Consider the following 24361-nt stretch of genomic DNA (forward strand, 5'->3'; position numbering starts at 1 on the left):
GGCGCCACAGATATGTCGCCGTCAGGTCATTCAGGCCAGCCGGGCATCCAGGCTGTTCTGGGCCAGTCGACGGGCCTGGTCTTCGGTCATGCCCAGATGGGTGTACAGGGCGTGGAAGTTTTCGGTGACATAGCCGCCGAAGTAGGCCGGGTCGTCAGAGTTGACCGTGACCTTCACGCCGCGCTCGAGCATCTCGAGGATGTTGTGTTGGCTCATGTGGTCGAACACGCACAGCTTGGTGTTCGACAGCGGGCACACCGTGAGCGGGATCTGCTCGTCGATGATGCGCCGCATCAGGCGCTCGTCCTCGATGGCGCGCACACCGTGGTCGATACGCTTGACCTTCAGCAGGTCCAGGGCTTCCCAGATGTACTCGGGCGGGCCTTCCTCGCCGGCATGGGCAACGGCGACCAGGCCTTCGCTGCGGGCGCGGTCGAACACTCGCTGGAACTTGCTCGGGGGGTGCCCCATTTCCGAGCTGTCCAGGCCAACGGCGATGAACGCATCGCGGAATGGCAGGGCCTGGTCAAGGGTTTTCTGTGCTTCATCTTCGCTGAGGTGGCGCAGGAAGCTGAGGATCAGGCCACTGCTGATGCCCAGTTGCTCGCGACCGTCCTTCAACGCCTGGTTGATGCCGTTGAGCACCACCTCGAAGGGGATACCGCGGTCGGTGTGGGTCTGTGGGTCGAAGAACGGTTCGGTGTGGATCACGTTCTGCGCCTTGCAGCGTTGCAGGTAGGCCCAGGTCAGGTCGTAGAAGTCCTGCTCGGTGCGCAGCACGTCGGCGCCCTGGTAATACAGGTCGAGGAACTCCTGCAGGTTGTTGAAGGCATAGGCACCGCGCAAGGTCTCCACATCGGCCCAAGGCAGGGCGATCTTGTTGCGCTCGGCCAGGGCGAACAGCAGCTCGGGCTCCAGCGAGCCTTCCAGGTGCAGGTGCAGTTCGGCCTTGGGCAGGGCGTTCAACCAGTCATACATGGTGGGTCATCTCGATCAGGTACGGTTGCCGCCATTCTACAGAGCCTGGCCGGGCATTGCGCACGGCCAGGCTGCGACCTGGTGAATCACCAGACCAAGGGTTCGCCCTTGTAGTTGATGAAGCGCAGGCCGCCGTTACCGCTTTGCGCCTTGATCTGTTCAAGCATGCCGCGGGTGCTGGTCAGCACGTCGATCTCGGCGTTTTCACCGCCCATGTCGGTTTTCACCCAGCCCGGGTGCATGGCCAGCACGCACAGGTCGGGGCGTTGTTGCTCGACGACGAAGCTGTTGATCATCGAGTTCAGGGCCGCCTTGCTGGCCTTGTACAGGCAGATTTCGCCGCCGTCGGGGATGGTCACGCTGCCGAGGATCGAGCTCATGAAGGCCAGCACGCCGCTGCTTTCGCGTACCTGGCCGACCAGGCGGCGGGCCACGCGGATTGGCGCCACGGCGTTGGTCATGAACAGGTCGCCGATGTCCTTGTTCTGCACCGTCTCCAGGTCTTGCGGCAGAGGCCCCATGACCCCGGCGTTGATGAACACCAGGTCGAAGACTTGGTCTTGCAGGCGTTGCTTGAGGCCATCGAGTTGGGCCGTGTCGTTCATTTCCAGCTGTTCGATGCGCACGCCGGGCACGTCCGCCAGGGCGCCGGGCTGCTGCGGGTTGCGCACGGTGGCGGTGATGTTCCAGCCGTCTTCCTGGAGGCGTTGCACCAGGCCCAGGCCTAGCCCGCGCGAGGCGCCGATGATGAGTGCGGTTTTTGCGTTAGCCATTTGGATGCGCTCCGTGATCGGTTCGAAGAAGGATATTGAGGATAATGCACTGTGGTGCCGAGCGCCTCGTGGTGGGCTGTACGAAAAATCACCAGTTGCGTCAGGCCCTTGTACGGCGTGGCCTTCGGCCTGTTGGCGCACGGGTTATCCACAAGCTGGTCCACAGTTATTGTGTGCAAGCGCAGATTGCTTGCGGGGGGTACGCAGGCTGGGGACCTGGGGATAACCTCAGGAGCATCAACGGTTTGCGGCTGTCATCAAATGGTGATCAAAATATGATCAAGCCTCTGTAGCCCTTGATTAATGCTGCCTGCAAGCGAATGCCCCAAGCTTATCCACAGGCCGGCCCACAGTTGTTGTGGGCAATGTTCAACGTGCTTCGAGCAGAATGCGCCCGCGGCTCAAGTCGGCCAACTGCTGCTGAATTTGCGCCAGATGGGTGTCGCCGAGTGCAATCAGCAGGTCCACGCCATTGGCGGTGAATTGTTCGTCCAGAACCAGGCCGTCAACCTCTGCCAGACGCAGCTTCACCAGTGCCAGTTCGCTGAAACTGCAACTGCAGGTGAATTCGCTGCGCTGCACAAGGAGCCGCTTGGGTGCCTGTTGCAGGCATTTGTTGGCGCCGCCGCCGTAGGCCCTGGCCAAGCCGCCAGTTCCCAGCTGAATGCCGCCGTACCAGCGGATTACCAGCACCACCACCTGGTCGCAGTCCTGCGCCTCGATGGCCGCGAGGATCGGCCGCCCTGCCGTACCGCCAGGTTCGCCGTCATCGCTGCTGCGGTACTGGGCACCAAGCTTCCAGGCCCAGCAGTTGTGGGTGGCGGCCAGGTCGCTGTGGCGTTCGATGAAACTCATCGCGTCGGCGGCACTGCTGATCGGCCCGGCCAGGGTGATGAAGCGGCTTTTGCGGATTTCCTCGCGGTACTCGCAGAGGTCGAGCAGGGTAGAAGGCATAAATGACGATCAGGCAGCCGGCTTGATGCCGCAGCCCTTCAAAATGATGTGGATAAGATTGTTGCTCGCGTCTTCCATGTCCTGCTTGGTCAGGCGGCTGCGGCCGGTCACCTGGCAGATCTGGGTGGCGAAGTCGGCGTAGTGCTGGGTGCTGCCCCACAGCAGGAAGATCAGGTGCACCGGGTCGACCGGGTCCATCTTTCCGGCTTCGATCCAGGCCTGGAACACCGCGGCCCGGCCGCGGAACCATTCGCGGTAGTCGGCACTGAAGTATTCGCTCAGGCAGGTGCCGCCGCTGATCACTTCCATGGCGAAAATCCGCGAGGCTTGCGGGTTGCGCCGGGAGAACTCCATCTTGGTGCGGATGTACTGGCTCAGGGCTTCGCCCGGGTCGTCGTCGACGCTCAAGGCGTTGAAGGTGCTGTCCCACAACTCGATGATGTTGCTGAGTACGGCAATGTACAGGCCCAGCTTGTTGGTGAAGTAGTAATGCAGATTGGCCTTGGGCAACCCCGCCTTGAGGGCGATGGTGTTCATGCTGGTGCCCTTGAAACCATGGCGGGCAAACTCGTCTTCCGCGGCCTGGATAATGGCCTGTTCGTTCTTCTGGCGGATGCGGCCCGCGGGCTTGCCCGAGGCGGAGAGGCGATGCGCAGGGACTTCTAGGGTCATGGACGATTCCGTACGGGTCAGTGGCTGCGGCTGTCGGACAAGATTACCTGCCTGTGCCGAAGTGACAAGCGTTTGCGGCACAGACTGGCATCAGCGTGTCGCAGCCAGGCTTTCGAGGAAGCTTTCCAGTACCAGGTTCGGCCGCCGGCCCTTGCGCGTTACCCAGCTGAGACTCAGATCATAGAAGCGTTCCCGGGGCTTGAGGGCACGCAAGCGGCCTTGCTGCACCCAGAACGTGGCGTAGTGGTCTGGCAGGTAGCCGATGTAGCGCCCGGTAAGGATGAGAAACGCCATGCCTTCGCGGTCCGAAGCACTGGCCGTGCAATTCAGTGCCTGGTAATGCGCCTGGATTTCGGCCGGCAGACGGAAGGTGGGGGTGATGGCTTCCTGGCTGTTGAGGCGGTCGTCGTCGATCTGCTGGTCATCGGCATAGAACAGCGGGTGGCCGACTGCGCAGTACAGCAGCGAGCGCTCACTGTACAGCGGCTGGTACTCGAGGCCCGACAGCGGGCTGGTCTGCGGCACCACGCCGACATGCAGGCTGCCATCAAGCACGCCGTGCTCGACCTGGCTGGGTGCGATCATGCGGATCTGGATGCGCACATCGGGGCCGCGGTCCTTGAGCTCGGCCAGGGCATGGGTAATGCGCATGTGCGGCAGCGTCACAAGGTTGTCGGTCAGGCCAATGTTCAGCTCGCCACGCAAATGCTGGTGCAGGCCGTTGACCTCGGTGCGAAAGCTTTCCAGAGCGCTGAGCAGTTGCAGCGCCGAGTGGTAGACCTCGCGGCCTTCCTCGGTCAGCGAGAACCCGGCGCGTCCGCGCTGGCACAGGCGCAGGCCAAGGCGTTGCTCAAGGTCGTTCATTTGCTGGCTGATGGCCGAACGGCCAATGCCCAGCACGTTTTCGGCGGCCGAGAAACCGCCGCACTCTACGACACTGCGATAGATCTTCAGCAGGCGGATGTCAAAATCGCTGACTTGGGCGAGTGGATCGGGTCGTCGGCTCATTAGTTTAGTCAGGGCCTGTCTGAAGATTAGAAATGTTGGCTTTTCCAGACTTTATCGCCGTGCCAATTTAGCTGCAACAACATCCATCGTTGCCTAATCGTCTCCGAGGAACCGCCGATGAACATGCCCGAAACCGCCCCCGCCGGTATCGCCAGCCAGCTCAAGCTGGATGCGCACTGGATGCCCTACACCGCCAACCGCAACTTCCAGCGCGACCCACGCCTGATCGTGGCGGCCGAAGGCAGCTACCTGTTCGACGACCAGGGGCGCAAGATCTTCGATGCCCTGTCCGGTTTGTGGACCTGCGGCGCCGGGCACACCCGCAAGGAAATCACCGAAGCGGTGGCTCGCCAGATCGGCACACTGGACTACTCCCCGGCCTTCCAGTTCGGCCACCCGCTGTCGTTCCAGCTGGCCGAGAAGATCACCGAACTTACCCCGGGCGACCTGAACCATGTGTTCTATACCAACTCCGGTTCCGAGTGTGCCGACACCGCGCTGAAGATGGTGCGTGCCTACTGGCGCCTGAAAGGCCAGGCGACCAAGACCAAGATCATCGGCCGTGCTCGCGGCTACCACGGCGTGAACATCGCCGGCACCAGCCTCGGTGGCGTCAACGGTAACCGCAAGCTGTTCGGTCAGCTGCTGGATGTCGACCACCTGCCTCACACCGTGCTGCCGGTCAACGCCTTCTCCAAAGGCATGCCGGAAGAGGGTGGTATCGCCCTCGCTGACGAGATGCTCAAGCTGATCGAGTTGCACGACGCCTCCAACATCGCTGCCGTGATCGTCGAGCCGCTGGCAGGTTCGGCTGGTGTTCTGCCGCCGCCGAAGGGTTACCTGAAGCGCCTGCGTGAAATCTGCACCCAGTACAACATCCTGCTGATCTTCGACGAAGTGATTACCGGCTTCGGTCGCATGGGCGCGATGACTGGCTCCGAAGCCTTCGGCGTGACCCCGGACCTTATGTGCATCGCCAAGCAGGTGACCAACGGCGCCATCCCGATGGGCGCGGTTATCGCTAGCAGCGAGATCTACCAGACCTTCATGAACCAGCCGACCCCGGAGTACGCCGTGGAATTCCCGCACGGCTACACCTACTCGGCCCACCCGGTAGCCTGCGCCGCCGGTATCGCCGCGCTGGACCTGCTGCAGAAGGAAAACCTGGTGCAGGCCGCCGCCGAGTTGGCGCCGCACTTCGAGAAGCTGCTGCATGGCGTGAAGGGCACCAAGAACATCGTCGATATCCGCAACTACGGCCTGGCCGGCGCGATCCAGATCGCTGCCCGCGACGGTGATGCCATCGTGCGTCCGTACGAAGCGGCGATGAAACTGTGGAAGAAAGGCTTCTATGTACGCTTCGGTGGCGACACCCTGCAGTTCGGCCCAACCTTCAACACCACGCCGCAGGAACTGGATCGCCTGTTCGACGCAGTAGGCGAAACCCTGAACCTGATCGACTGATCTTTCCGATTCTGATGCCTGGCGCGTGAACGCATCGCGCGCCTGCCTCAACCTTCTTTATCTGGAGTTTTGCATGAGCATTGTTCAGCACCTGATCCATGGCGAACTGGTTACCAAGGGTGAGCGCACCGCCGATGTGTTCAACCCGTCCACCGGTCAGGCCGTGCGCAAAGTCGAGTTGGCCAGCCGCGCGACCGTGCAGGAAGCGATCGACTCGGCCAAGGCTGCCTTCCCGGCCTGGCGCAACACCCCACCGGCCAAGCGCGCCCAGGTGATGTTCCGCTTCAAGCAACTGCTGGAGCAGAACGAAGCACGAATCTCGCAGATGATCAGCGAAGAGCACGGCAAGACCCTGGAAGATGCTGCCGGCGAACTGAAGCGTGGCATCGAGAACGTCGAGTTCGCCTGCGCCGCGCCGGAAGTGCTCAAAGGCGAGTACAGCCGCAACGTCGGCCCAAACATCGATGCCTGGTCCGACTTCCAGCCGCTGGGCGTGGTTGCCGGTATCACCCCGTTCAACTTCCCGGCCATGGTGCCGCTGTGGATGTACCCACTGGCCATCGCCTGCGGCAACGCATTCATCCTCAAGCCTTCCGAGCGCGACCCGAGCTCGACTCTGTTCATCGCCCAGCTGCTGCTGGAAGCCGGCCTTCCGAAGGGTATCCTCAACGTGGTGCATGGCGACAAGGAAGCGGTGGATGCGCTGATCGAAGCGCCGGAAGTGAAGGCCTTGAGTTTCGTCGGTTCGACTCCGATCGCCGAGTACATCTACGCTGAAGGCACCAAGCGCGGCAAGCGTGTGCAGGCCCTGGGTGGTGCGAAGAACCATGCGGTGCTGATGCCGGATGCCGACCTGGACAATGCCGTGAGCGCACTGATGGGGGCAGCCTACGGTTCGTGCGGCGAGCGTTGCATGGCCATTTCGGTGGCGGTATGCGTGGGTGACCAGGTGGCTGACGCCCTGATTGCCAAGCTGGAACCGCAGATCAAGGCCCTGAAGATTGGTGCCGGCACCTCGTGCGGCCTGGACATGGGCCCGCTGGTGACGGCTGCTGCCCGTGACAAGGTAGTGGGGTATATCGACGAAGGTGTTGCTGCTGGCGCCAAGCTGGTGGTGGATGGCCGTGGCTTCCGTGTGGCTGGTAATGAGGATGGCTACTTCGTCGGTGGCACCCTGTTCGACAAGGTGACCCCGGAGATGCGTATCTATAAGGAAGAGATCTTCGGCCCGGTGCTGTGCGTAGTGCGTGTGAACAGCCTGGAGCAGGCCATGCAACTGATCAACGATCATGAGTATGGCAACGGCACCTGCATCTTCACCCGTGACGGTGAAGCGGCGCGCCTGTTCTGCGACGAGATCGAAGTGGGCATGGTCGGTGTGAACGTACCGCTGCCGGTGCCGGTGGCCTACCACAGCTTTGGTGGCTGGAAGCGCTCGTTGTTCGGTGACCTGCATGCCTATGGTCCGGACGGTGTGCGCTTCTATACCCGTCGCAAGGCGATTACCCAGCGCTGGCCGCAGCGGGCCAGCCATGAGGCTTCGCAGTTTGCGTTCCCTAGTTTGTAAGGGATGAAGCGGAAGCGGGGAGGCCGACAGGCCTCCCCGCTTTGTTTTTGGGGTTTGGTGTTTTGGCTTTTGGTTGTCGTGTGCGTCAGGGCGGCTATGGGCCTGTCTTGAGATGGTATTGGCTTTGAGATATGCCTGCCTTAGGTTCCCTGGCGCCTGTGAGATCGAGCGCCGCCCGCGCGGCGCTTCGCAGCACAAGGCTGCTCCTACCGTTTGTTTCGGGCCAATTATTCCTGTGAGAACGGCACGCGACCGCCTTGGCGTCCACCTCGATGTCGCGTCGGGCAAACAAGGCGGTCGCGTGCGCAGGCACAGGCGTGACTGGCCCGAAACAGATGTAGGAGCAGCCTTGTGCTGCGAAGCGCCGCGCGGGCGGCGCTCGATCTCATAGGCGCAGAAGGTGTTGTGGCGAACATCTGGTGGCCTTTATAAGGTCTTCGCCTGGGATATTTCAAATAAATGAAATTAACCCTTGACCGCCTTCTGAATCCCCTTATAATGCGCCCCACTTCCAGCGACGCCGGAACGACAAACTCCTTGATTTTCAAAGAGTTAGATAGTTGAAGCGAAGTTGAAAGGGCTACGATCGAATGATCGGCAGCGGTTGAGATGATGGTTGACAGCGCTTCTAAACGCTGTATGATTCGCCTCCCGCTACGAGAGATCGCAGCGAGTCAAGTGTTTGAAGCTAAACGAGTTTCTCGCAAAAAACTTCAAAATAAACGCTTGACAGCAAATGAGGAAAGCGTAGAATGCGCGCCTCGGTTGAGACGAAACGCTCTTAACCAAACGCTCTTTAACAAATCGAATCAAGCAATTCGTGTGGGTGCTTGTGAGTACGGACTGATAGTCACAAAGATTATCAGCATCACAAGTGGCCATGCGAGAAATCACATAGTCATTTGAGATTGCTGAGCCAAGTTTAGGGTTTCTTAAAAACCCAAGCAGTATTGAACTGAAGAGTTTGATCATGGCTCAGATTGAACGCTGGCGGCAGGCCTAACACATGCAAGTCGAGCGGATGACGGGAGCTTGCTCCTTGATTCAGCGGCGGACGGGTGAGTAATGCCTAGGAATCTGCCTGGTAGTGGGGGACAACGTTTCGAAAGGAACGCTAATACCGCATACGTCCTACGGGAGAAAGCAGGGGACCTTCGGGCCTTGCGCTATCAGATGAGCCTAGGTCGGATTAGCTAGTTGGTGAGGTAATGGCTCACCAAGGCGACGATCCGTAACTGGTCTGAGAGGATGATCAGTCACACTGGAACTGAGACACGGTCCAGACTCCTACGGGAGGCAGCAGTGGGGAATATTGGACAATGGGCGAAAGCCTGATCCAGCCATGCCGCGTGTGTGAAGAAGGTCTTCGGATTGTAAAGCACTTTAAGTTGGGAGGAAGGGCAGTAAGTTAATACCTTGCTGTTTTGACGTTACCGACAGAATAAGCACCGGCTAACTCTGTGCCAGCAGCCGCGGTAATACAGAGGGTGCAAGCGTTAATCGGAATTACTGGGCGTAAAGCGCGCGTAGGTGGTTCGTTAAGTTGGATGTGAAAGCCCCGGGCTCAACCTGGGAACTGCATCCAAAACTGGCGAGCTAGAGTACGGTAGAGGGTGGTGGAATTTCCTGTGTAGCGGTGAAATGCGTAGATATAGGAAGGAACACCAGTGGCGAAGGCGACCACCTGGACTGATACTGACACTGAGGTGCGAAAGCGTGGGGAGCAAACAGGATTAGATACCCTGGTAGTCCACGCCGTAAACGATGTCAACTAGCCGTTGGAATCCTTGAGATTTTAGTGGCGCAGCTAACGCATTAAGTTGACCGCCTGGGGAGTACGGCCGCAAGGTTAAAACTCAAATGAATTGACGGGGGCCCGCACAAGCGGTGGAGCATGTGGTTTAATTCGAAGCAACGCGAAGAACCTTACCAGGCCTTGACATGCAGAGAACTTTCCAGAGATGGATTGGTGCCTTCGGGAACTCTGACACAGGTGCTGCATGGCTGTCGTCAGCTCGTGTCGTGAGATGTTGGGTTAAGTCCCGTAACGAGCGCAACCCTTGTCCTTAGTTACCAGCACGTTATGGTGGGCACTCTAAGGAGACTGCCGGTGACAAACCGGAGGAAGGTGGGGATGACGTCAAGTCATCATGGCCCTTACGGCCTGGGCTACACACGTGCTACAATGGTCGGTACAGAGGGTTGCCAAGCCGCGAGGTGGAGCTAATCTCACAAAACCGATCGTAGTCCGGATCGCAGTCTGCAACTCGACTGCGTGAAGTCGGAATCGCTAGTAATCGCGAATCAGAATGTCGCGGTGAATACGTTCCCGGGCCTTGTACACACCGCCCGTCACACCATGGGAGTGGGTTGCACCAGAAGTAGCTAGTCTAACCTTCGGGAGGACGGTTACCACGGTGTGATTCATGACTGGGGTGAAGTCGTAACAAGGTAGCCGTAGGGGAACCTGCGGCTGGATCACCTCCTTAATCGACGACATCAGCCTACTGATGAGCTCCCACACGAATTGCTTGATTCATGGTTGAAGACGATCAAGATCCTGTATGGGTCTTGTGTTGTTCCTGGTCAGAACTTGGAAATGAGCATTCGCATCGAATGTTGATTTCTGACTTTTGTCAGATCGTTCTTTAAAAATTCGGATATGTGATAGATATAGACTGATGGCCAGTTTCACTGCTGGTTAATCAGGCTAAGGTAAAATTTGTGAGTTCTGCTCGAAAGAGCAACATGCGAATTTTCGGCGAATGTCGTCTTCACAGTATAACCAGATTGCTTGGGGTTATATGGTCAAGTGAAGAAGCGCATACGGTGGATGCCTTGGCAGTCAGAGGCGATGAAAGACGTGGTAGCCTGCGATAAGCTTTGGGGAGTCGGCAAACAGACTGTGATCCAGAGATCTCTGAATGGGGGAACCCACTCAGCACAAGCTGAGTATCTTGTACTGAATACATAGGTGCAAGAGGCGAACCAGGGGAACTGAAACATCTAAGTACCCTGAGGAAAAGAAATCAACCGAGATTCCCTTAGTAGTGGCGAGCGAACGGGGACCAGCCCTTAAGTTGATTTGAGATTAGTGGAACGCTCTGGAAAGTGCGGCCATAGTGGGTGATAGCCCCGTACACGAAAATCTCTTGTCAATGAAATCGAGTAGGACGGAGCACGAGAAACTTTGTCTGAATATGGGGGGACCATCCTCCAAGGCTAAATACTACTGACTGACCGATAGTGAACCAGTACCGTGAGGGAAAGGCGAAAAGAACCCCGGAGAGGGGAGTGAAATAGAACCTGAAACCGTATGCGTACAAGCAGTGGGAGCCTACTTTGTTAGGTGACTGCGTACCTTTTGTATAATGGGTCAGCGACTTATATTCAGTGGCGAGCTTAACCGAATAGGGGAGGCGTAGCGAAAGCGAGTCTTAATAGGGCGTTTAGTCGCTGGGTATAGACCCGAAACCGGGCGATCTATCCATGGGCAGGTTGAAGGTTAGGTAACACTGACTGGAGGACCGAACCGACTACCGTTGAAAAGTTAGCGGATGACCTGTGGATCGGAGTGAAAGGCTAATCAAGCTCGGAGATAGCTGGTTCTCCTCGAAAGCTATTTAGGTAGCGCCTCATGTATCACTCCAGGGGGTAGAGCACTGTTTCGGCTAGGGGGTCATCCCGACTTACCAAACCGATGCAAACTCCGAATACCTGGAAGTGCCGAGCATGGGAGACACACGGCGGGTGCTAACGTCCGTCGTGAAAAGGGAAACAACCCAGACCGTCAGCTAAGGTCCCAAAGTCATGGTTAAGTGGGAAACGATGTGGGAAGGCTTAGACAGCTAGGAGGTTGGCTTAGAAGCAGCCACCCTTTAAAGAAAGCGTAATAGCTCACTAGTCGAGTCGGCCTGCGCGGAAGATGTAACGGGGCTCAAACCATGCACCGAAGCTACGGGTGTCATCTTTGATGACGCGGTAGAGGAGCGTTCTGTAAGCCTGTGAAGGTGAGTTGAGAAGCTTGCTGGAGGTATCAGAAGTGCGAATGCTGACATGAGTAACGACAATGCGAGTGAAAAACTCGCACGCCGAAAGACCAAGGTTTCCTGCGCAACGTTAATCGACGCAGGGTTAGTCGGTCCCTAAGGCGAGGCTGAAAAGCGTAGTCGATGGAAAACAGGTTAATATTCCTGTACTTCCAGTTATTGCGATGGAGGGACGGAGAAGGTTAGGCCAGCCTGGCGTTGGTTGTCCAGGTTTAAGGTGGTAGGCTGGAATCTTAGGCAAATCCGGGATTTCAAGGCCGAGAGCTGATGACGAGTTGCCTTTAGGCGACGAAGTGGTTGATACCATGCTTCCAAGAAAAGCTCCTAAGCTTCAGATAACTGGGAACCGTACCCCAAACCGACACAGGTGGTTAGGTAGAGAATACCAAGGCGCTTGAGAGAACTCGGGTGAAGGAACTAGGCAAAATGGCACCGTAACTTCGGGAGAAGGTGCGCCGGCGAGGGTGAAGGACTTGCTCCGTAAGCCCATGCCGGTCGAAGATACCAGGCCGCTGCGACTGTTTATTAAAAACACAGCACTCTGCAAACACGAAAGTGGACGTATAGGGTGTGACGCCTGCCCGGTGCCGGAAGGTTAATTGATGGGGTTAGCGCAAGCGAAGCTCTTGATCGAAGCCCCGGTAAACGGCGGCCGTAACTATAACGGTCCTAAGGTAGCGAAATTCCTTGTCGGGTAAGTTCCGACCTGCACGAATGGCGTAACGATGGCGGCGCTGTCTCCACCCGAGACTCAGTGAAATTGAAATCGCTGTGAAGATGCAGTGTATCCGCGGCTAGACGGAAAGACCCCGTGAACCTTTACTATAGCTTTGCACTGGACTTTGAATTTGCTTGTGTAGGATAGGTGGGAGGCTTTGAAGTGGGGACGCCAGTTCTCATGGAGCCATCCTTGAAATACCACCCTGGCAACTTTGAGGTTCTAACTCAGGTCCGTTATCCGGATCGAGGACAGTGTATGGTGGGTAGTTTGACTGGGGCGGTCTCCTCCCAAAGAGTAACGGAGGAGTACGAAGGTGCGCTCAGACCGGTCGGAAATCGGTCGTAGAGTATAAAGGCAAAAGCGCGCTTGACTGCGAGACAAACACGTCGAGCAGGTACGAAAGTAGGTCTTAGTGATCCGGTGGTTCTGTATGGAAGGGCCATCGCTCAACGGATAAAAGGTACTCCGGGGATAACAGGCTGATACCGCCCAAGAGTTCATATCGACGGCGGTGTTTGGCACCTCGATGTCGGCTCATCACATCCTGGGGCTGAAGCCGGTCCCAAGGGTATGGCTGTTCGCCATTTAAAGTGGTACGCGAGCTGGGTTTAGAACGTCGTGAGACAGTTCGGTCCCTATCTGCCGTGGACGTTTGAGATTTGAGAGGGGCTGCTCCTAGTACGAGAGGACCGGAGTGGACGAACCTCTGGTGTTCCGGTTGTCACGCCAGTGGCATTGCCGGGTAGCTATGTTCGGAAGAGATAACCGCTGAAAGCATCTAAGCGGGAAACTTGCCTCAAGATGAGATCTCACTGGGATCTTGAATCCCCTGAAGGGCCGTCGAAGACTACGACGTTGATAGGTTGGGTGTGTAAGCGCTGTGAGGCGTTGAGCTAACCAATACTAATTGCCCGTGAGGCTTGACCATATAACACCCAAGCAATTTGCTAGCGCAGATTGCGGTGGTGAAGACGAAACAACCGAAAGTTCGCAACATCACAAATATCGCATATCCGAATTCGCTGGGCTGTCCATCTGGACATTCTGGCAACAGAATTTCTTGACGACCATAGAGCATTGGAACCACCTGATCCCATCCCGAACTCAGTAGTGAAACGATGCATCGCCGATGGTAGTGTGGGGTTTCCCCATGTGAGAGTAGGTCATCGTCAAGATTCATTTCGCAAAACCCCTATCTGCGCATGCAGGTAGGGGTTTTGTCTTTCTGGCCAATAAGTCCCAGGCCTGCACAACCCTCCGCTGTAGGAGCGGGCGCGTCGAGGCGTCGAACCGCCGCGAAGCAGACGACGCGGTGTATGGCACCGGCTTCGCCGGTGTGGCGGTTCGACGCCTCGACTCGCCCGCACTGGTCTCCGTTCAATCGTCGCCTCCCACAATTCGAGCCAGAACACTAGAATAGGCCCACGCACCTATTCAGAAGCGCTATATGCCCAATCCTGTCGAACCTGAAACCCTGGCCCAGTTGCCGTTGGACGAGCTTGTCGCCTGTCATGAATGTGACCTGCTGCTGCGCAAGCCCGTGCTCCAGCATGATGAGAAAGCCCAATGCCCGCGCTGCGGCTATGAGCTGTATGCCCATCGGCACAATGTGGTCAACCGCAGCCTGGCCCTGGTGCTCACCGCCTTGCTGCTGTTTGTGCCTGCCAATTTCCTGCCGATCATGCAGCTGCACCTGCTTGGCCAGACATCGGACGATACTGTCTGGAGCGGCGTGCTGGGCCTGTACAACTCGGAAATGCGCGGTGTGGCCGTCGTGGTTTTCCTGTGCAGCATGGCCATCCCTCTGGCAAAACTGCTCTGTCAGCTGGTCGTGCTCTTGAGTATCCGTCTGAACGTGGGGCGTAGTTTCGGCCTGCTGTTCTACCGCATCTATCACCACTTGCGTGACTGGGGCATGCTCGAGGTCTATTTCATGGGCGTGCTGGTAGCCATCGTCAAGCTGGTGGACCTGGCCGAGCTGACGGTAGGTCTGGGGCTGTTCTGCTTCATCAGCCTGTTATTGATCCAGGTGTGGCTCGAGGTGGTGATGTCACCGCACCAGATCTGGAGTGCGCTATCAGGGGAGGACCTGCATGCGGGCGATTGATGCAGGCATTCTTGTCTGCAATGAATGTCACGAGCTGAACCGGCAACAGCCAGACAGCACTTCACAAACCTGTACACGCTGCGGTGCCATCGTGCATGCCCGTCGGCCGAACAGCATCGCGCGTACTTGGGCGCTGCTGATTGCCGCGTCGATCCTGTACATCCCGGCCAACATGCTGCCGATCATGACCGTGAGCACCCTGGGCCAAGGCAGCCCCGACACGATCATGTCCGGTGTCATCACCTTGCTCAAGCATGGCATGGTGCCCATTGCTGCCGTGGTGTTCATTGCCAGTATCCTGGTGCCCACGTTCAAACTGGTGGGCATCGGCTTGCTGTTGTACTCCGTTCAGCGTCGTCAGCCGCTTTCGGCACGGCAACGGATATTGATGTACCGCTTCATCGAATTCATTGGGCGCTGGTCCATGCTCGATATCTTTGTCATCGCCATCCTGGTGGCGGTGGTGAATTTCGGCCGAATAGCCAGTGTCGAAGCCAACCTGGGCGCTGTCGCCTTTGCAACTGTGGTGATCCTGACAATGCTTGCCGCTTTAACTTTCGATCCCCGACTGATTTGGGATAACACGGAGTCGGATGACGACCATGAGTGACCTGCCAACGGCTAAAACCCGCCCAGCCTCGAACTGGTCGGCCATATGGATCCTGCCTTTGATCGCCTTGATGATCGGTGGCTGGCTTGCGTGGCAGGCTTACCGGGATGCCGGTGTGGAAATTGAAGTCCGCTTCGAGTCGGGTGAGGGTATCGTCGCCAACAAGACCGAGGTGATCTACAAGGGCATGCCGGTTGGCAAGGTCAAGAGCCTGGTGCTCGACGCCAAGGGTGAGAACCAGGGAGTGATCGCCACCATCGAGATGAACAAGGCTGCCGAGCCGCATCTGACCAAAGGCACGCGTTTCTGGCTGGTGAAGCCGAGCGTCAGCCTGGCGGGTATTTCCGGCCTGGAAACTCTGGTGTCAGGCAACTACATCGCCGTCAGCCCAGGGGAGGGGGAGCGCACCAAGCGTTTTACTGCCTTGAAGGTTGCGCCGCCGCTGTCGGACACCGAGCCGGGCCTGCACCTTACCCTCAAGGCTGAGCGGCTTGGGTCGCTCAACCGTGACAGCCCGGTGTTCTACAAGCAGATCCAGGTTGGCCGGGTAAAAAGCTACCGCCTGTCCGAGGATCAGAGCACTGTCGAGATTAAGGTCTTCATCGAGCCGGCCTATGCCAGCCTGGTGCGCAAGCACACGCGTTTCTGGAATGCCAGCGGCGTCAGCATCGATGCCTCGCTGTCGGGCGTGAAAGTGCGTAGTGAATCGCTGTCGAGCATTGTCGCCGGTGGTATCGCCTTTGCCACGCCGGAACACCGCAAGGACAGTCCACCCACCGACTCGAACCTGCCGTTCCGTCTGTATGAGGACTTTGATGCGGCCCAGGCCGGTATCCGGGTGAAGGTGAAATTGAGCGATTACGAGGGCCTGCAGGCGGGCCGTACACCGGTCATGTACAAGGGCATCCAGGTAGGCTCGCTGAAAGCCCTGACAATGGCAGACAACCTGGCCAGTGCCTCGGCCGAGCTTACGCTGGACCCGTTGGCCGAGGATTACCTGGTCGAGGGCACGCAGTTCTGGGTGGTAAAGCCGTCGATTTCTCTGGCGGGTATCACCGGCCTGGAGGCGCTGGTAAAGGGTAACTACATTGCCATTCGCCCTGGTGAAAAGGGCGCGCGGCCCGAGCGCGAGTTCGAAGCCCGCGCCAAGGCGCCTCCGCTCGACCTCAAGGCACCAGGCCTGCACATGGTGCTGTTCGCCGACACCCTGGGTTCGCTGGAAGTCGGTAGCCCGGTCATGTACCGCCAGGTGAAGGTGGGTAGCGTGCAGAGCTACCAGTTCGCCCGCAACAGCAACCGCATCCTGATCGGTGTGCATATCGAGAAGGAATACGAAAAGCTGGTCAACGGTTCGTCGCGCTTCTGGAATGTCAGTGGCATCACCCTGACGGGCGGCCTGTCGGGCATCAAGATCAAGAGTGAATCACTGCAGACCCTGATGGCTGGTGGTATCGCGTTCGACACGCCACGGCCCGATGTGCCGCTCAAACGCCACATCCCACGCTTCCGCCTGCATGACAGCCAGGAGGCGGTCAACCGCGCAGGAACGTTGATCACCATTCGTGTGGACCGTGCTGACGGCCTCAAGCCAGGCACGGCGATCCGCTTCCGTGGCCTGGATGTGGGCAGCATCGAGAGCGTCGACCTGACCGATGACCTGCAGGCGGTGCTGCTGCGGGCGCGCATTACCGAAGCGGCGGACCGTATCGCCCGCGTCGGTACGCAGTTCTGGGTGGTCAAGCCAGCCTTTGGCCTGGTGCGCACGCAGAACCTCGACACTCTGGTGGGTGGGCAGTACCTGGAAGTGCAGCCGGCTGCCAAGGACCGTGGCCCGCAGCGCGATTTCATCGCCTTGGCCGACGCCCCGCAGGTGGCAGGGCCCGAAGTCGGGCTGCCGTTGACGCTGAGCGCCCCGCGCCGTGGCTCGATCAAGCCGGGCGTGCCGGTGACCTATCGTGAGGTTGCGGTGGGCAAGGTGACGGGCTTCGAGTTGGGCCAGAGTGCTGACCGCGTATTGATCCATATCCTGATCGAGCCGCGCTACGCGGCCCTGGTGCGCAGCGGCAGCCGTTTCTGGAACAGTAGCGGCTTCGGTTTCGACTGGGGGCTGTTCAAGGGGGCTACGGTGCGTACCGAGTCGGTGGAGACCATGATCGACGGCGGTATCGCCTTTGCCACGCCGGATGGCGAGCGGATGGGCAACCCGGCACGGCCGCAGCAGACGTTCGCCTTGTTCGACAAGGCCGAGGATGAATGGCTGCAGTGGGCGCCGAAGATTCAGATAGCGAAGTAGCACTGGGCAAACGCGGCCCTGCTTTTTGTAGGAGCGGCCTTGTGTCGCGATCGGGCTGCTCAGCAGCCCCTCGGTTTCAGCGTCGATGCTGATATTGCTGGGGCTGCTGCGCAGCCCGATCGCGAAACAAGGCCGCTCCTACAAAAGCGGATCAGCGATGTTGCATAGGTCGCAGCAGCGGGGCGGCGATGTGCACAAATCGCAGGCAACAAAAAACCGACCCTAGGGTCGGTTTTTCGACTAGCGCGTCGCTTAGGCAGCTGCAGCTTCTTTCAGCGCCTTGATGTGGCCATTCAGACGGCCTTTGTGACGAGCAGCCTTGTTCTTGTGGATGATGCCCTTGTCGGCCATACGGTCGATTACAGGCACAGCCAGAACGTAAGCGGCTTGCGCTTTTTCGGCGTCTTTTGCGTCGATGGCTTTAACTACATTCTTGATGTAGGTACGGACCATGGAACGCAGGCTGGCGTTGTGGCTGCGACGCTTCTCAGCCTGTTTTGCACGTTTCTTGGCGGAAGGTGTGTTGGCCACCGTCGAGCTCCTCGAAAGACTTTAGGTAAATAGCAAACAAAATAGGCCGCGAATCATGCCGATCAGTCGAACGGATGTCAAGGCCACCTGCAAGGTTCCGCCGAGCGGTGCGCCAACAAGAGGGAAATATTCCTTTCTGCTGCGCGACCTGTAAACTCGGGAATTTTTGGCTCCCCTGCGAAGGCGCGGGAGTATCGCACATTCGGACGCTGTCTGGCAGCGTCCTCTGCCCTTGGCGTGAATCTTTTCGATGAACCTGCTCAAATCCCTGGCTGCGGTAAGCTCGATCACCATGATTTCGCGGGTGCTGGGCTTTGTCCGCGACACCATCCTGGCGCGTGTTTTCGGTGCCGGCATCGCCACCGATGCTTTCTTCATCGCCTTCAAGCTGCCCAACCTGCTGCGGCGCATCTTCGCCGAGGGCGCGTTTTCTCAGGCCTTCGTGCCGATCCTGGCCGAATACAAGACCCAGCAAGGCGAGGAGGCGACCCGCACCTTCGTCGCCTATGTCAGTGGCCTGCTGACCTTGGTTCTGGCGCTGGTGACCGCCATCGGCATCCTGGCGGCGCCATGGGTGGTGTGGGCGACCGCACCAGGCTTTGTCGACAGTGCCGAAAAGTACGAACTGACCACCGCCCTGTTGCGGGTGACTTTTCCTTATATATTGCTGATCTCGCTGTCCTCCCTGGCCGGGGCAATCCTCAATACCTGGAACCGTTTCTCGGTGCCGGCCTTTACCCCGACCTTGCTGAATGTGGCGATGATTGCCTTCGCCGTGCTGCTCACGCCGTATTTCGACCCGCCCATCATGGCCCTGGCATGGGGCGTGCTGGCCGGTGGCCTGGCACAGTTGCTGTACCAGCTGCCAGCGCTGAAGAAGATCGGCATGCTCGTGCTGCCGCGCCTGAACCTGCGTGATACCGGCGTGTGGCGGGTGCTCAAGCAGATGCTGCCAGCGATCCTCGGGGTGTCGGTGAGTCAGATCTCGCTGATCATCAACACCATCTTCGCCTCCTTCCTGGTAGCCGGCTCGGTGTCGTGGATGTACTACGCCGACCGCCTCATGGAGCTGCCTTCCGGCGTACTGGGCGTGGCCTTGGGCACCATACTGCTGCCGACCCTGGCCAAGACCTACGCCAACAAGGACCGCGAGGAGTACTCACGGATCCTCGACTGGGGCCTGCGCCTGTGTTTCCTGCTGGTGCTGCCCTGCACCCTGGCCCTGGCCATCCTCGCCGAGCCTTTGACCGTGGCGCTGTTCCAGTACGGCAAGTTCACTGCCGTCGACGCAGCCATGACCCAGAAGGCGCTGATCGCCTATTCGGTGGGCTTGCTGGCGATCATTCTGGTCAAGGTACTGGCACCGGGCTTCTATGCGCAGCAGAATATCCGTACACCGGTGAAGATCGCGGTATTCACCCTGGTCTGCACCCAACTGTTCAACCTGGCCCTGATCGGGCCGCTCGCGCATGCCGGCCTGGCCTTGGCGATCAGCCTGGGGGCCTGCCTGAACGCCGGCCTGCTGTTCTGGAAACTGCGCAGTCAGCAGCTGTTTCAGCCGCAACCAGGCTGGGCGATATTCCTGCTCAAGCTGTTGCTGGCGGTGGGGCTGATGTCGGCGGTGTTGCTGGCCGGCATGCATTATCTGCCAGCCTGGGAACAGGGCAACATGCTCGAGCGCCTGGTGCGCCTGGGGGCTCTGGTACTGGCGGGCGTCGTGACCTATTTCGGCTGCCTGTACCTGTGCGGCTTCCGGCCTCGGCATTTCGCCCGCAAGGCCTTGCACTGAGGCATCGGGCGGGTCAGGCGTCGGTTTTTCGCATTCCACGCCGCCCTTGGGCGCTGCTGCCTGTCACCGGCGCCCGGGTGTGGTTATAATCGGCCACTTTATGAGCAAGAAGCGCGTTATGCAGCTGGTTCGAGGTCTTCACAACCTGCGCCCCGAGCACCGGGGCTGTGTCGCCACCATTGGCAACTTCGACGGGGTTCACCGCGGCCACCAGGCTATCCTGGCGCGCCTGCGCGAGCGCGGCCACGCCTTGGGCCTGCCGACCTGCGTGGTCATCTTCGAACCGCAACCACGCGAGTATTTCGCCCCCGACACCGCGCCGGCCCGCCTGGCCCGGCTGCGCGACAAGATCGAGCTGCTGGCGGCCGAGGGTATCGACCGGGTGCTGTGCCTGGCATTCAACCAGCGCCTGAGCAAGCTCGGCGCCGATGCCTTCGTCAAGGCCATCCTGGTCGACGGCCTGGGTGTACGCCACCTCGAAGTGGGCGATGACTTCCGCTTCGGCTGCGACCGCGCCGGCGACTTCGCCTTCCTGGTCGAGGCCGGCAAGCAGTACGGCTTCACCGTCGAGGCTGCCAACACGGTGATCCAGGACGGCCTGCGGGTCAGCAGCACCGAAGTGCGCAAGGCCCTGTCCGAAGGCAACTTCGAGCTTGCCGAGCACCTGCTGGGCCGCCCGTACCGCATCAGCGGCCGCGTGCTGCATGGCCAGAAGCTGGCCCGCCAGCTCGGCACACCTACCGCCAACATCCAGCTCAAGCGCCGCCGCGTGCCGCTGTCCGGGGTCTACCTGGCCAGCATCGAAATCGACGGCAAGGCCTGGCCGGGTGTCGGCAATATCGGCGTGCGCCCCACCGTTGCCGGTGACGGGCGCCCGCACCTGGAGATTCATCTGCTGGACTATGCCGGCGACCTTTACGGCCGGCGCCTGACGGTGGAGTTCCACCACAAGCTGCGTGAAGAGCAGCGATTCGCCTCCCTGGAGGCGCTGAAGTCGGCGATCGATGCGGATATCGCCGCCGCACGTGCACATTGGCACGCTCAACCGCTAACGAAGAGCCTGAAATGACCGACTACAAAGCCACGCTTAACCTTCCGGACACCGCCTTCCCCATGAAGGCCGGCCTGCCTCAGCGCGAACCGCAGATCCTGCAGCGCTGGGACAGCATTGGCCTGTACCAGAAGCTGCGCGAAATTGGCAAGGATCGTCCCAAGTTCGTCCTGCACGACGGCCCGCCCTATGCCAACGGCAAGATTCATATCGGTCATGCGCTGAACAAGATCCTCAAGGACATGATCGTCCGTTCCAAGACCCTGGCCGGCTTCGATGCGCCGTATGTGCCGGGCTGGGACTGCCATGGCCTGCCGATCGAGCACAAGGTCGAGGTCACCCACGGCAAGCACCTGTCCGCCGACCGCACTCGCGAGCTGTGCCGCGAGTACGCCGCCGAGCAGATCGAAGGGCAGAAGACCGAGTTCATCCGCCTGGGCGTGCTGGGTGACTGGGACAACCCGTACAAGACCATGAACTTTGCCAACGAGGCCGGCGAAATCCGCGCCCTGGCCGAGATGGTCAAGCAAGGCTTCGTGTTCAAGGGCCTGAAGCCTGTGAACTGGTGCTTCGATTGCGGTTCGGCCCTGGCCGAGGCCGAAGTCGAGTACGCCGACAAGAAATCGCAGACCATCGACGTTGCCTTCCCGGTAGCCGATGACGCCAAGCTGGCTACTGCCTTCGGTCTGGCTTCGCTGGCCAAGCCGGCTGCCATCGTGATCTGGACCACCACCCCGTGGACCATCCCGGCCAACCAGGCGCTGAACATCCACCCGGAGTTCAAGTACGCCCTGGTCGACACCGGCGAGCGTCTGCTGGTTCTGGCCGAAGAGCTGGTCGAGTCGTGCCTCAAGCGCTACAGCCTGGAAGGCTCGGTCATCGCCACCGCCCAGGGTTCGGCACTGGAACTGATCAACTTCCGCCACCCGTTCTACGACCGCCTGTCGCCAATCTACCTGGCTGACTACGTCGAACTGGGCGCCGGTACCGGCGTGGTGCACTCCTCGCCAGCCTACGGTGAAGACGACTTCGTTACCTGCAAGCGCTACGGCATGGTCAACGACGACATCCTCACCCCGGTGCAGAGCAACGGCGTGTATGTGGACTCGCTGCCATTCTTCGGCGGCCAATTCATCTGGAAGGCCAACCCGGCCATCGTCGAGAAGCTGAGCGAAGTCGGCGCGCTGATGCACACCGAAACCATCAGCCACAGCTACATGCACTGCTGGCGCCACAAGACCCCGCTGATCTACCGCGCCACCGCGCAGTGGTTCGTGGGTATGGACAAGCAGCCGACCACCGGCGAGCCGCTGCGTGAGCGCGCACTTAAAGCCATCGAAGACACCAAGTTCGTCCCGGCCTGGGGCCAGGCGCGCCTGCATTCGATGATCGCCAACCGCCCGGACTGGTGCATCTCCCGACAGCGCAACTGGGGTGTACCGATCCCGTTCTTCCTGCACAAGCAGACCGGCGAGCTGCACCCACGCACCGTCGAGCTGATGGAAGCAGTGGCCAAGCGCGTCGAACAGGAAGGCATCGAGGCCTGGTTCAAGCTGGACGCCGCCGAACTGCTGGGCGCTGAAGCCGAGCAGTACGACAAGATCACCGACACCCTCGACGTGTGGTTCGACTCGGGTACCACCCACTGGCACGTGCTGCGTGGCTCGCATGACATTGGCCACGCCACCGGCCCGCGTGCCGACCTGTATCTGGAAGGTTCCGACCAGCACCGCGGCTGGTTCCACTCGTCCTTGCTGACCGGTTGCGCCATCGACGGCCACGCGCCGTACCGCGAGCTGCTGACCCACGGCTTCACCGTGGACGAGAACGGCCGCAAGATGTCCAAGTCGCTGGGCAACACCATCGAGCCGGAGAAGGTCAACAACACCCTGGGTGCCGATATCCTGCGCCTGTGGGTTGCCGCTACCGACTATTCCGGTGAAATGGCCGTTTCCGAGCAGATCCTGCAGCGCAGCGCCGACGCCTACCGCCGTATCCGCAACACTGCACGCTTCCTGCTCTCCAACCTGTCCGGCTTCGACCCGGCCCGCGACCTGCTGGCCCCGGAAGACATGCTGGCGCTGGACCGCTGGGCGGTTGACCGCACCCTGCTGCTGCAACGCGAGCTGGAAGAGCACTACAGCGAGTACCGTTTCTGGAACGTCTACTCCAAGGTGCACAACTTCTGCGTGCAGGAACTGGGCGGCTTCTACCTCGACATCATCAAGGACCGCCAGTACACCACCGGCGCCAACAGTGTCGCTCGCCGCTCCTGCCAGACCGCGCTCTACCACATCAGCGAGGCGCTGGTGCGCTGGATCGCGCCGATCCTGGCGTTTACCGCCGACGAAATCTGGCAGTACCTGCCAGGCGAGCGCAACGAGTCGGTAATGCTCAACGGCTGGTACGAGGGCCTGAGCGAGCTGCCGGAAGGTACCGAACTGGACCGCGCCTACTGGGACCGCGTGATGGCCGTCAAGGCATCGGTCAACAAGGAGCTGGAAAACCAGCGTACCGCCAAGGTCATCGGCGGCAACCTGCAGGCCGAAGTTACCCTGTACGCCGACGAAGGCCTGAGCGCCGACCTGGGCAAGCTGGGCGACGAACTGCGCTTCGTGCTGATCACCTCGGCTGCCAGCGTGGTGCCATTCGCGCAAGCGCCGGCCGAAGCGGTGGCCACCGAAGTCGAAGGCCTCAAGCTGCAAGTGGTCAAGTCCGGCCACACCAAGTGCGGCCGTTGCTGGCACTTCCGCGCCGACGTCGGCAGCCACCCGGAGCACCCGGAAATCTGCGGCCGTTGCGTCGACAACCTGAGCGGTTCCGGCGAGGTGCGCCACTATGCCTAACCCTGTAGCGGGGCGCTTCGGGCGCCTTGCATGGCTTTGGCTGAGCCTGGTGGTACTGGTCCTCGACCAGGCCACCAAGCTGTATTTCAACAATGCCCTGACCATGTACCAGCAGGTTGTCGTCATCCCTGACTACTTCAGCTGGACCCTGGCCTACAACACCGGCGCGGCGTTCAGCTTCCTGGCTGAAAGCTCCGGCTGGCAGCGCTGGCTGTTCGCCCTGATCGCCGTGGTGGTCAGTGCCGTGCTGGTAGTGTGGCTCAAGCGCCTGGGGCGCAACGAGACCTGGCTGGCCGTGGCGCTGGCGCTGGTGCTGGGTGGCGCGATCGGCAACCTGTACGACCGCGTCGTGCTCGGCCATGTGGTCGACTTCATCCTGGTGCACTGGCAGAACCGCCATTACTTCCCGGCCTTCAACCTGGCCGACAGCGCCATCACCGTTGGTGCGGTGATGCTGGCGCTGGATATGTTCAAGAGCAAGAAGTCCGAGGATCCGGTCCATGACTGACACCCGTATCGGCCAGAACACCGAAGTCACCCTGCACTTCGCGCTGCACCTGGAAAACGGCGACACCGTCGACAGCACGTTCGACAAGGCCCCGGCCACCTTCAAGGTTGGCGATGGCAACCTGCTGCCAGGGTTCGAGAACGCCCTGTTCGGCTTCAAGGGCGGCGACAAGCGTACCGTCGTGGTGGCCCCGGAGAACGCATTCGGCCAGCCAAACCCGCAGAACGTGCAAGTCATGCCGCGGTCCCAGTTCGAGGGCATGGAGTTGTCCGAAGGGCTGTTGATCATCTTCAACGACGCCGCCAACACCGAGCTGCCGGGTGTGGTCAAAGCGTTCGATGACGACCAGGTGACCATCGACTTCAATCACCCATTGGCTGGCAAGACCCTGACCTTCGAGGTGGAGATCCTCGAGGTGAAGGCCCTGTAAGCCTGGAGCC

Annotated in this window: 16 protein-coding genes and 3 rRNA genes; 13 read left to right on the forward strand and 6 right to left on the reverse strand. The window is 59.8% G+C overall.

The window, feature by feature from the left end; translation table 11 throughout:
- Positions 1–30: 30 nt before the first annotated feature.
- From AC2T3R_RS03000 to AC2T3R_RS03020, 5 genes are all read right to left on the reverse strand, one after another.
- Entirely contained in the window at positions 31–978 is a 948-nt protein-coding gene (locus tag AC2T3R_RS03000; RefSeq protein ID WP_410953673.1) for an adenosine deaminase, read from the reverse strand.
- Positions 979–1064: 86 nt separating this feature from the next.
- Entirely contained in the window at positions 1065–1751 is a 687-nt protein-coding gene (locus AC2T3R_RS03005) for an SDR family oxidoreductase (RefSeq protein ID WP_015268838.1), read from the reverse strand.
- A gap of 369 nt (positions 1752–2120) precedes the next feature.
- Positions 2121–2705 carry an IMPACT family protein gene (locus tag AC2T3R_RS03010; RefSeq protein ID WP_015268839.1) on the reverse strand — a complete coding sequence of 195 codons (585 nt, stop codon included), beginning with the start codon at positions 2703–2705 and terminating at the stop codon, positions 2121–2123.
- A 9-nt stretch (positions 2706–2714) separates the two neighbouring features.
- Positions 2715–3377 carry a TetR/AcrR family transcriptional regulator gene (locus tag AC2T3R_RS03015; RefSeq protein ID WP_003257076.1) on the reverse strand — a complete coding sequence of 221 codons (663 nt, stop codon included), beginning with the start codon at positions 3375–3377 and terminating at the stop codon, positions 2715–2717.
- A gap of 90 nt (positions 3378–3467) precedes the next feature.
- The gene (locus AC2T3R_RS03020) at positions 3468–4385 is read right to left on the reverse strand and encodes a LysR family transcriptional regulator (protein WP_013970743.1); all 918 of its coding nucleotides are present in this window, start codon (positions 4383–4385) and stop codon (positions 3468–3470) included.
- Between the two features lie 117 nt (positions 4386–4502).
- On the opposite strand from AC2T3R_RS03020, the gene aptA reads away from it, so the two are divergent.
- The 8 genes from aptA to AC2T3R_RS03060 all read left to right on the forward strand — a co-directional run bounded on the left by aptA (position 4503) and on the right by AC2T3R_RS03060 (position 17196).
- On the forward strand, positions 4503–5849 hold the full coding sequence (gene aptA, locus AC2T3R_RS03025; RefSeq protein WP_410953675.1) for an omega-aminotransferase AptA: 1347 nt from the start codon (positions 4503–4505) through the stop codon (positions 5847–5849).
- Between the two features lie 73 nt (positions 5850–5922).
- Positions 5923–7416, forward strand: coding sequence for a CoA-acylating methylmalonate-semialdehyde dehydrogenase (locus AC2T3R_RS03030; protein WP_039614667.1), 1494 nt, complete (start codon positions 5923–5925; stop codon positions 7414–7416).
- Positions 7417–8368: 952 nt separating this feature from the next.
- Positions 8369–9905, forward strand: a 16S ribosomal RNA gene (locus AC2T3R_RS03035).
- A 317-nt stretch (positions 9906–10222) separates the two neighbouring features.
- Positions 10223–13114, forward strand: a 23S ribosomal RNA gene (locus tag AC2T3R_RS03040).
- A 131-nt stretch (positions 13115–13245) separates the two neighbouring features.
- Positions 13246–13361, forward strand: a 5S ribosomal RNA gene (rrf, locus tag AC2T3R_RS03045).
- The 16S, 23S and 5S rRNA genes sit together here, the layout of an rRNA operon.
- Positions 13362–13633: 272 nt before the next feature.
- On the forward strand, positions 13634–14293 hold the full coding sequence (locus AC2T3R_RS03050) for a paraquat-inducible protein A (RefSeq protein WP_013970746.1): 660 nt from the start codon (positions 13634–13636) through the stop codon (positions 14291–14293).
- Positions 14280–14903 carry a paraquat-inducible protein A gene (locus AC2T3R_RS03055; protein WP_015268842.1) on the forward strand — a complete coding sequence of 208 codons (624 nt, stop codon included), beginning with the start codon at positions 14280–14282 and terminating at the stop codon, positions 14901–14903. Before AC2T3R_RS03050 ends, AC2T3R_RS03055 begins: the two co-directional genes overlap by 14 nt.
- Complete coding sequence (locus tag AC2T3R_RS03060; RefSeq protein ID WP_486744624.1) at positions 14896–17196, forward strand: PqiB family protein; 2301 nt, start codon at positions 14896–14898, stop codon at positions 17194–17196. Before AC2T3R_RS03055 ends, AC2T3R_RS03060 begins: the two co-directional genes overlap by 8 nt.
- A gap of 252 nt (positions 17197–17448) precedes the next feature.
- On the opposite strand, the gene rpsT is transcribed toward AC2T3R_RS03060, so the two are convergent.
- Positions 17449–17727 carry a 30S ribosomal protein S20 gene (gene rpsT, locus AC2T3R_RS03065; RefSeq protein WP_003247625.1) on the reverse strand — a complete coding sequence of 93 codons (279 nt, stop codon included), beginning with the start codon at positions 17725–17727 and terminating at the stop codon, positions 17449–17451.
- Between the two features lie 250 nt (positions 17728–17977).
- Between rpsT and murJ the strand changes: the two genes are divergently transcribed.
- From murJ to fkpB, 5 genes are all read left to right on the forward strand, one after another.
- Positions 17978–19516, forward strand: coding sequence for a murein biosynthesis integral membrane protein MurJ (gene murJ / locus AC2T3R_RS03070; RefSeq protein WP_486744625.1), 1539 nt, complete (start codon positions 17978–17980; stop codon positions 19514–19516).
- A 118-nt stretch (positions 19517–19634) separates the two neighbouring features.
- Positions 19635–20585: a bifunctional riboflavin kinase/FAD synthetase gene (ribF, locus tag AC2T3R_RS03075; RefSeq protein ID WP_410952074.1), complete on the forward strand. Its 951-nt coding sequence runs from the start codon at positions 19635–19637 to the stop codon at positions 20583–20585.
- The gene (gene ileS, locus AC2T3R_RS03080; RefSeq protein WP_015268847.1) at positions 20582–23413 is read left to right on the forward strand and encodes an isoleucine--tRNA ligase; all 2832 of its coding nucleotides are present in this window, start codon (positions 20582–20584) and stop codon (positions 23411–23413) included. Before ribF ends, ileS begins: the two co-directional genes overlap by 4 nt.
- Positions 23406–23921 (forward strand): signal peptidase II, encoded by a 516-nt coding sequence (gene lspA, locus AC2T3R_RS03085; RefSeq protein ID WP_003258216.1) that lies wholly within the window; start codon positions 23406–23408, stop codon positions 23919–23921. Before ileS ends, lspA begins: the two co-directional genes overlap by 8 nt.
- Positions 23914–24351 carry an FKBP-type peptidyl-prolyl cis-trans isomerase gene (gene fkpB, locus AC2T3R_RS03090; RefSeq protein ID WP_003258215.1) on the forward strand — a complete coding sequence of 146 codons (438 nt, stop codon included), beginning with the start codon at positions 23914–23916 and terminating at the stop codon, positions 24349–24351. Before lspA ends, fkpB begins: the two co-directional genes overlap by 8 nt.
- The last annotated feature ends 10 nt before the right edge of the window (positions 24352–24361 follow it).

Source organism: Pseudomonas sp. PVC-5-1 (assembly GCF_057444345.1).

Coding starts and splice junctions, on each gene's coding strand:
- AC2T3R_RS03000 (WP_410953673.1), bottom strand. CDS start 978: ATGTATGACTGGTTGAACGCCCTGCCCAAGGCCGAACTGCACCTGCAC.
- AC2T3R_RS03005 (WP_015268838.1), bottom strand. CDS start 1,751: ATGGCTAACGCAAAAACCGCACTCATCATCGGCGCCTCGCGCGGGCTA.
- AC2T3R_RS03010 (WP_015268839.1), bottom strand. CDS start 2,705: ATGCCTTCTACCCTGCTCGACCTCTGCGAGTACCGCGAGGAAATCCGC.
- AC2T3R_RS03015 (WP_003257076.1), bottom strand. CDS start 3,377: ATGACCCTAGAAGTCCCTGCGCATCGCCTCTCCGCCTCGGGCAAGCCC.
- AC2T3R_RS03020 (WP_013970743.1), bottom strand. CDS start 4,385: ATGAGCCGACGACCCGATCCACTCGCCCAAGTCAGCGATTTTGACATC.
- aptA (WP_410953675.1), top strand. CDS start 4,503: ATGAACATGCCCGAAACCGCCCCCGCCGGTATCGCCAGCCAGCTCAAG.
- AC2T3R_RS03030 (WP_039614667.1), top strand. CDS start 5,923: ATGAGCATTGTTCAGCACCTGATCCATGGCGAACTGGTTACCAAGGGT.
- AC2T3R_RS03050 (WP_013970746.1), top strand. CDS start 13,634: ATGCCCAATCCTGTCGAACCTGAAACCCTGGCCCAGTTGCCGTTGGAC.
- AC2T3R_RS03055 (WP_015268842.1), top strand. CDS start 14,280: ATGCGGGCGATTGATGCAGGCATTCTTGTCTGCAATGAATGTCACGAG.
- AC2T3R_RS03060 (WP_486744624.1), top strand. CDS start 14,896: ATGAGTGACCTGCCAACGGCTAAAACCCGCCCAGCCTCGAACTGGTCG.
- murJ (WP_486744625.1), top strand. CDS start 17,978: ATGAACCTGCTCAAATCCCTGGCTGCGGTAAGCTCGATCACCATGATT.
- ribF (WP_410952074.1), top strand. CDS start 19,635: ATGCAGCTGGTTCGAGGTCTTCACAACCTGCGCCCCGAGCACCGGGGC.
- ileS (WP_015268847.1), top strand. CDS start 20,582: ATGACCGACTACAAAGCCACGCTTAACCTTCCGGACACCGCCTTCCCC.
- lspA (WP_003258216.1), top strand. CDS start 23,406: ATGCCTAACCCTGTAGCGGGGCGCTTCGGGCGCCTTGCATGGCTTTGG.
- fkpB (WP_003258215.1), top strand. CDS start 23,914: ATGACTGACACCCGTATCGGCCAGAACACCGAAGTCACCCTGCACTTC.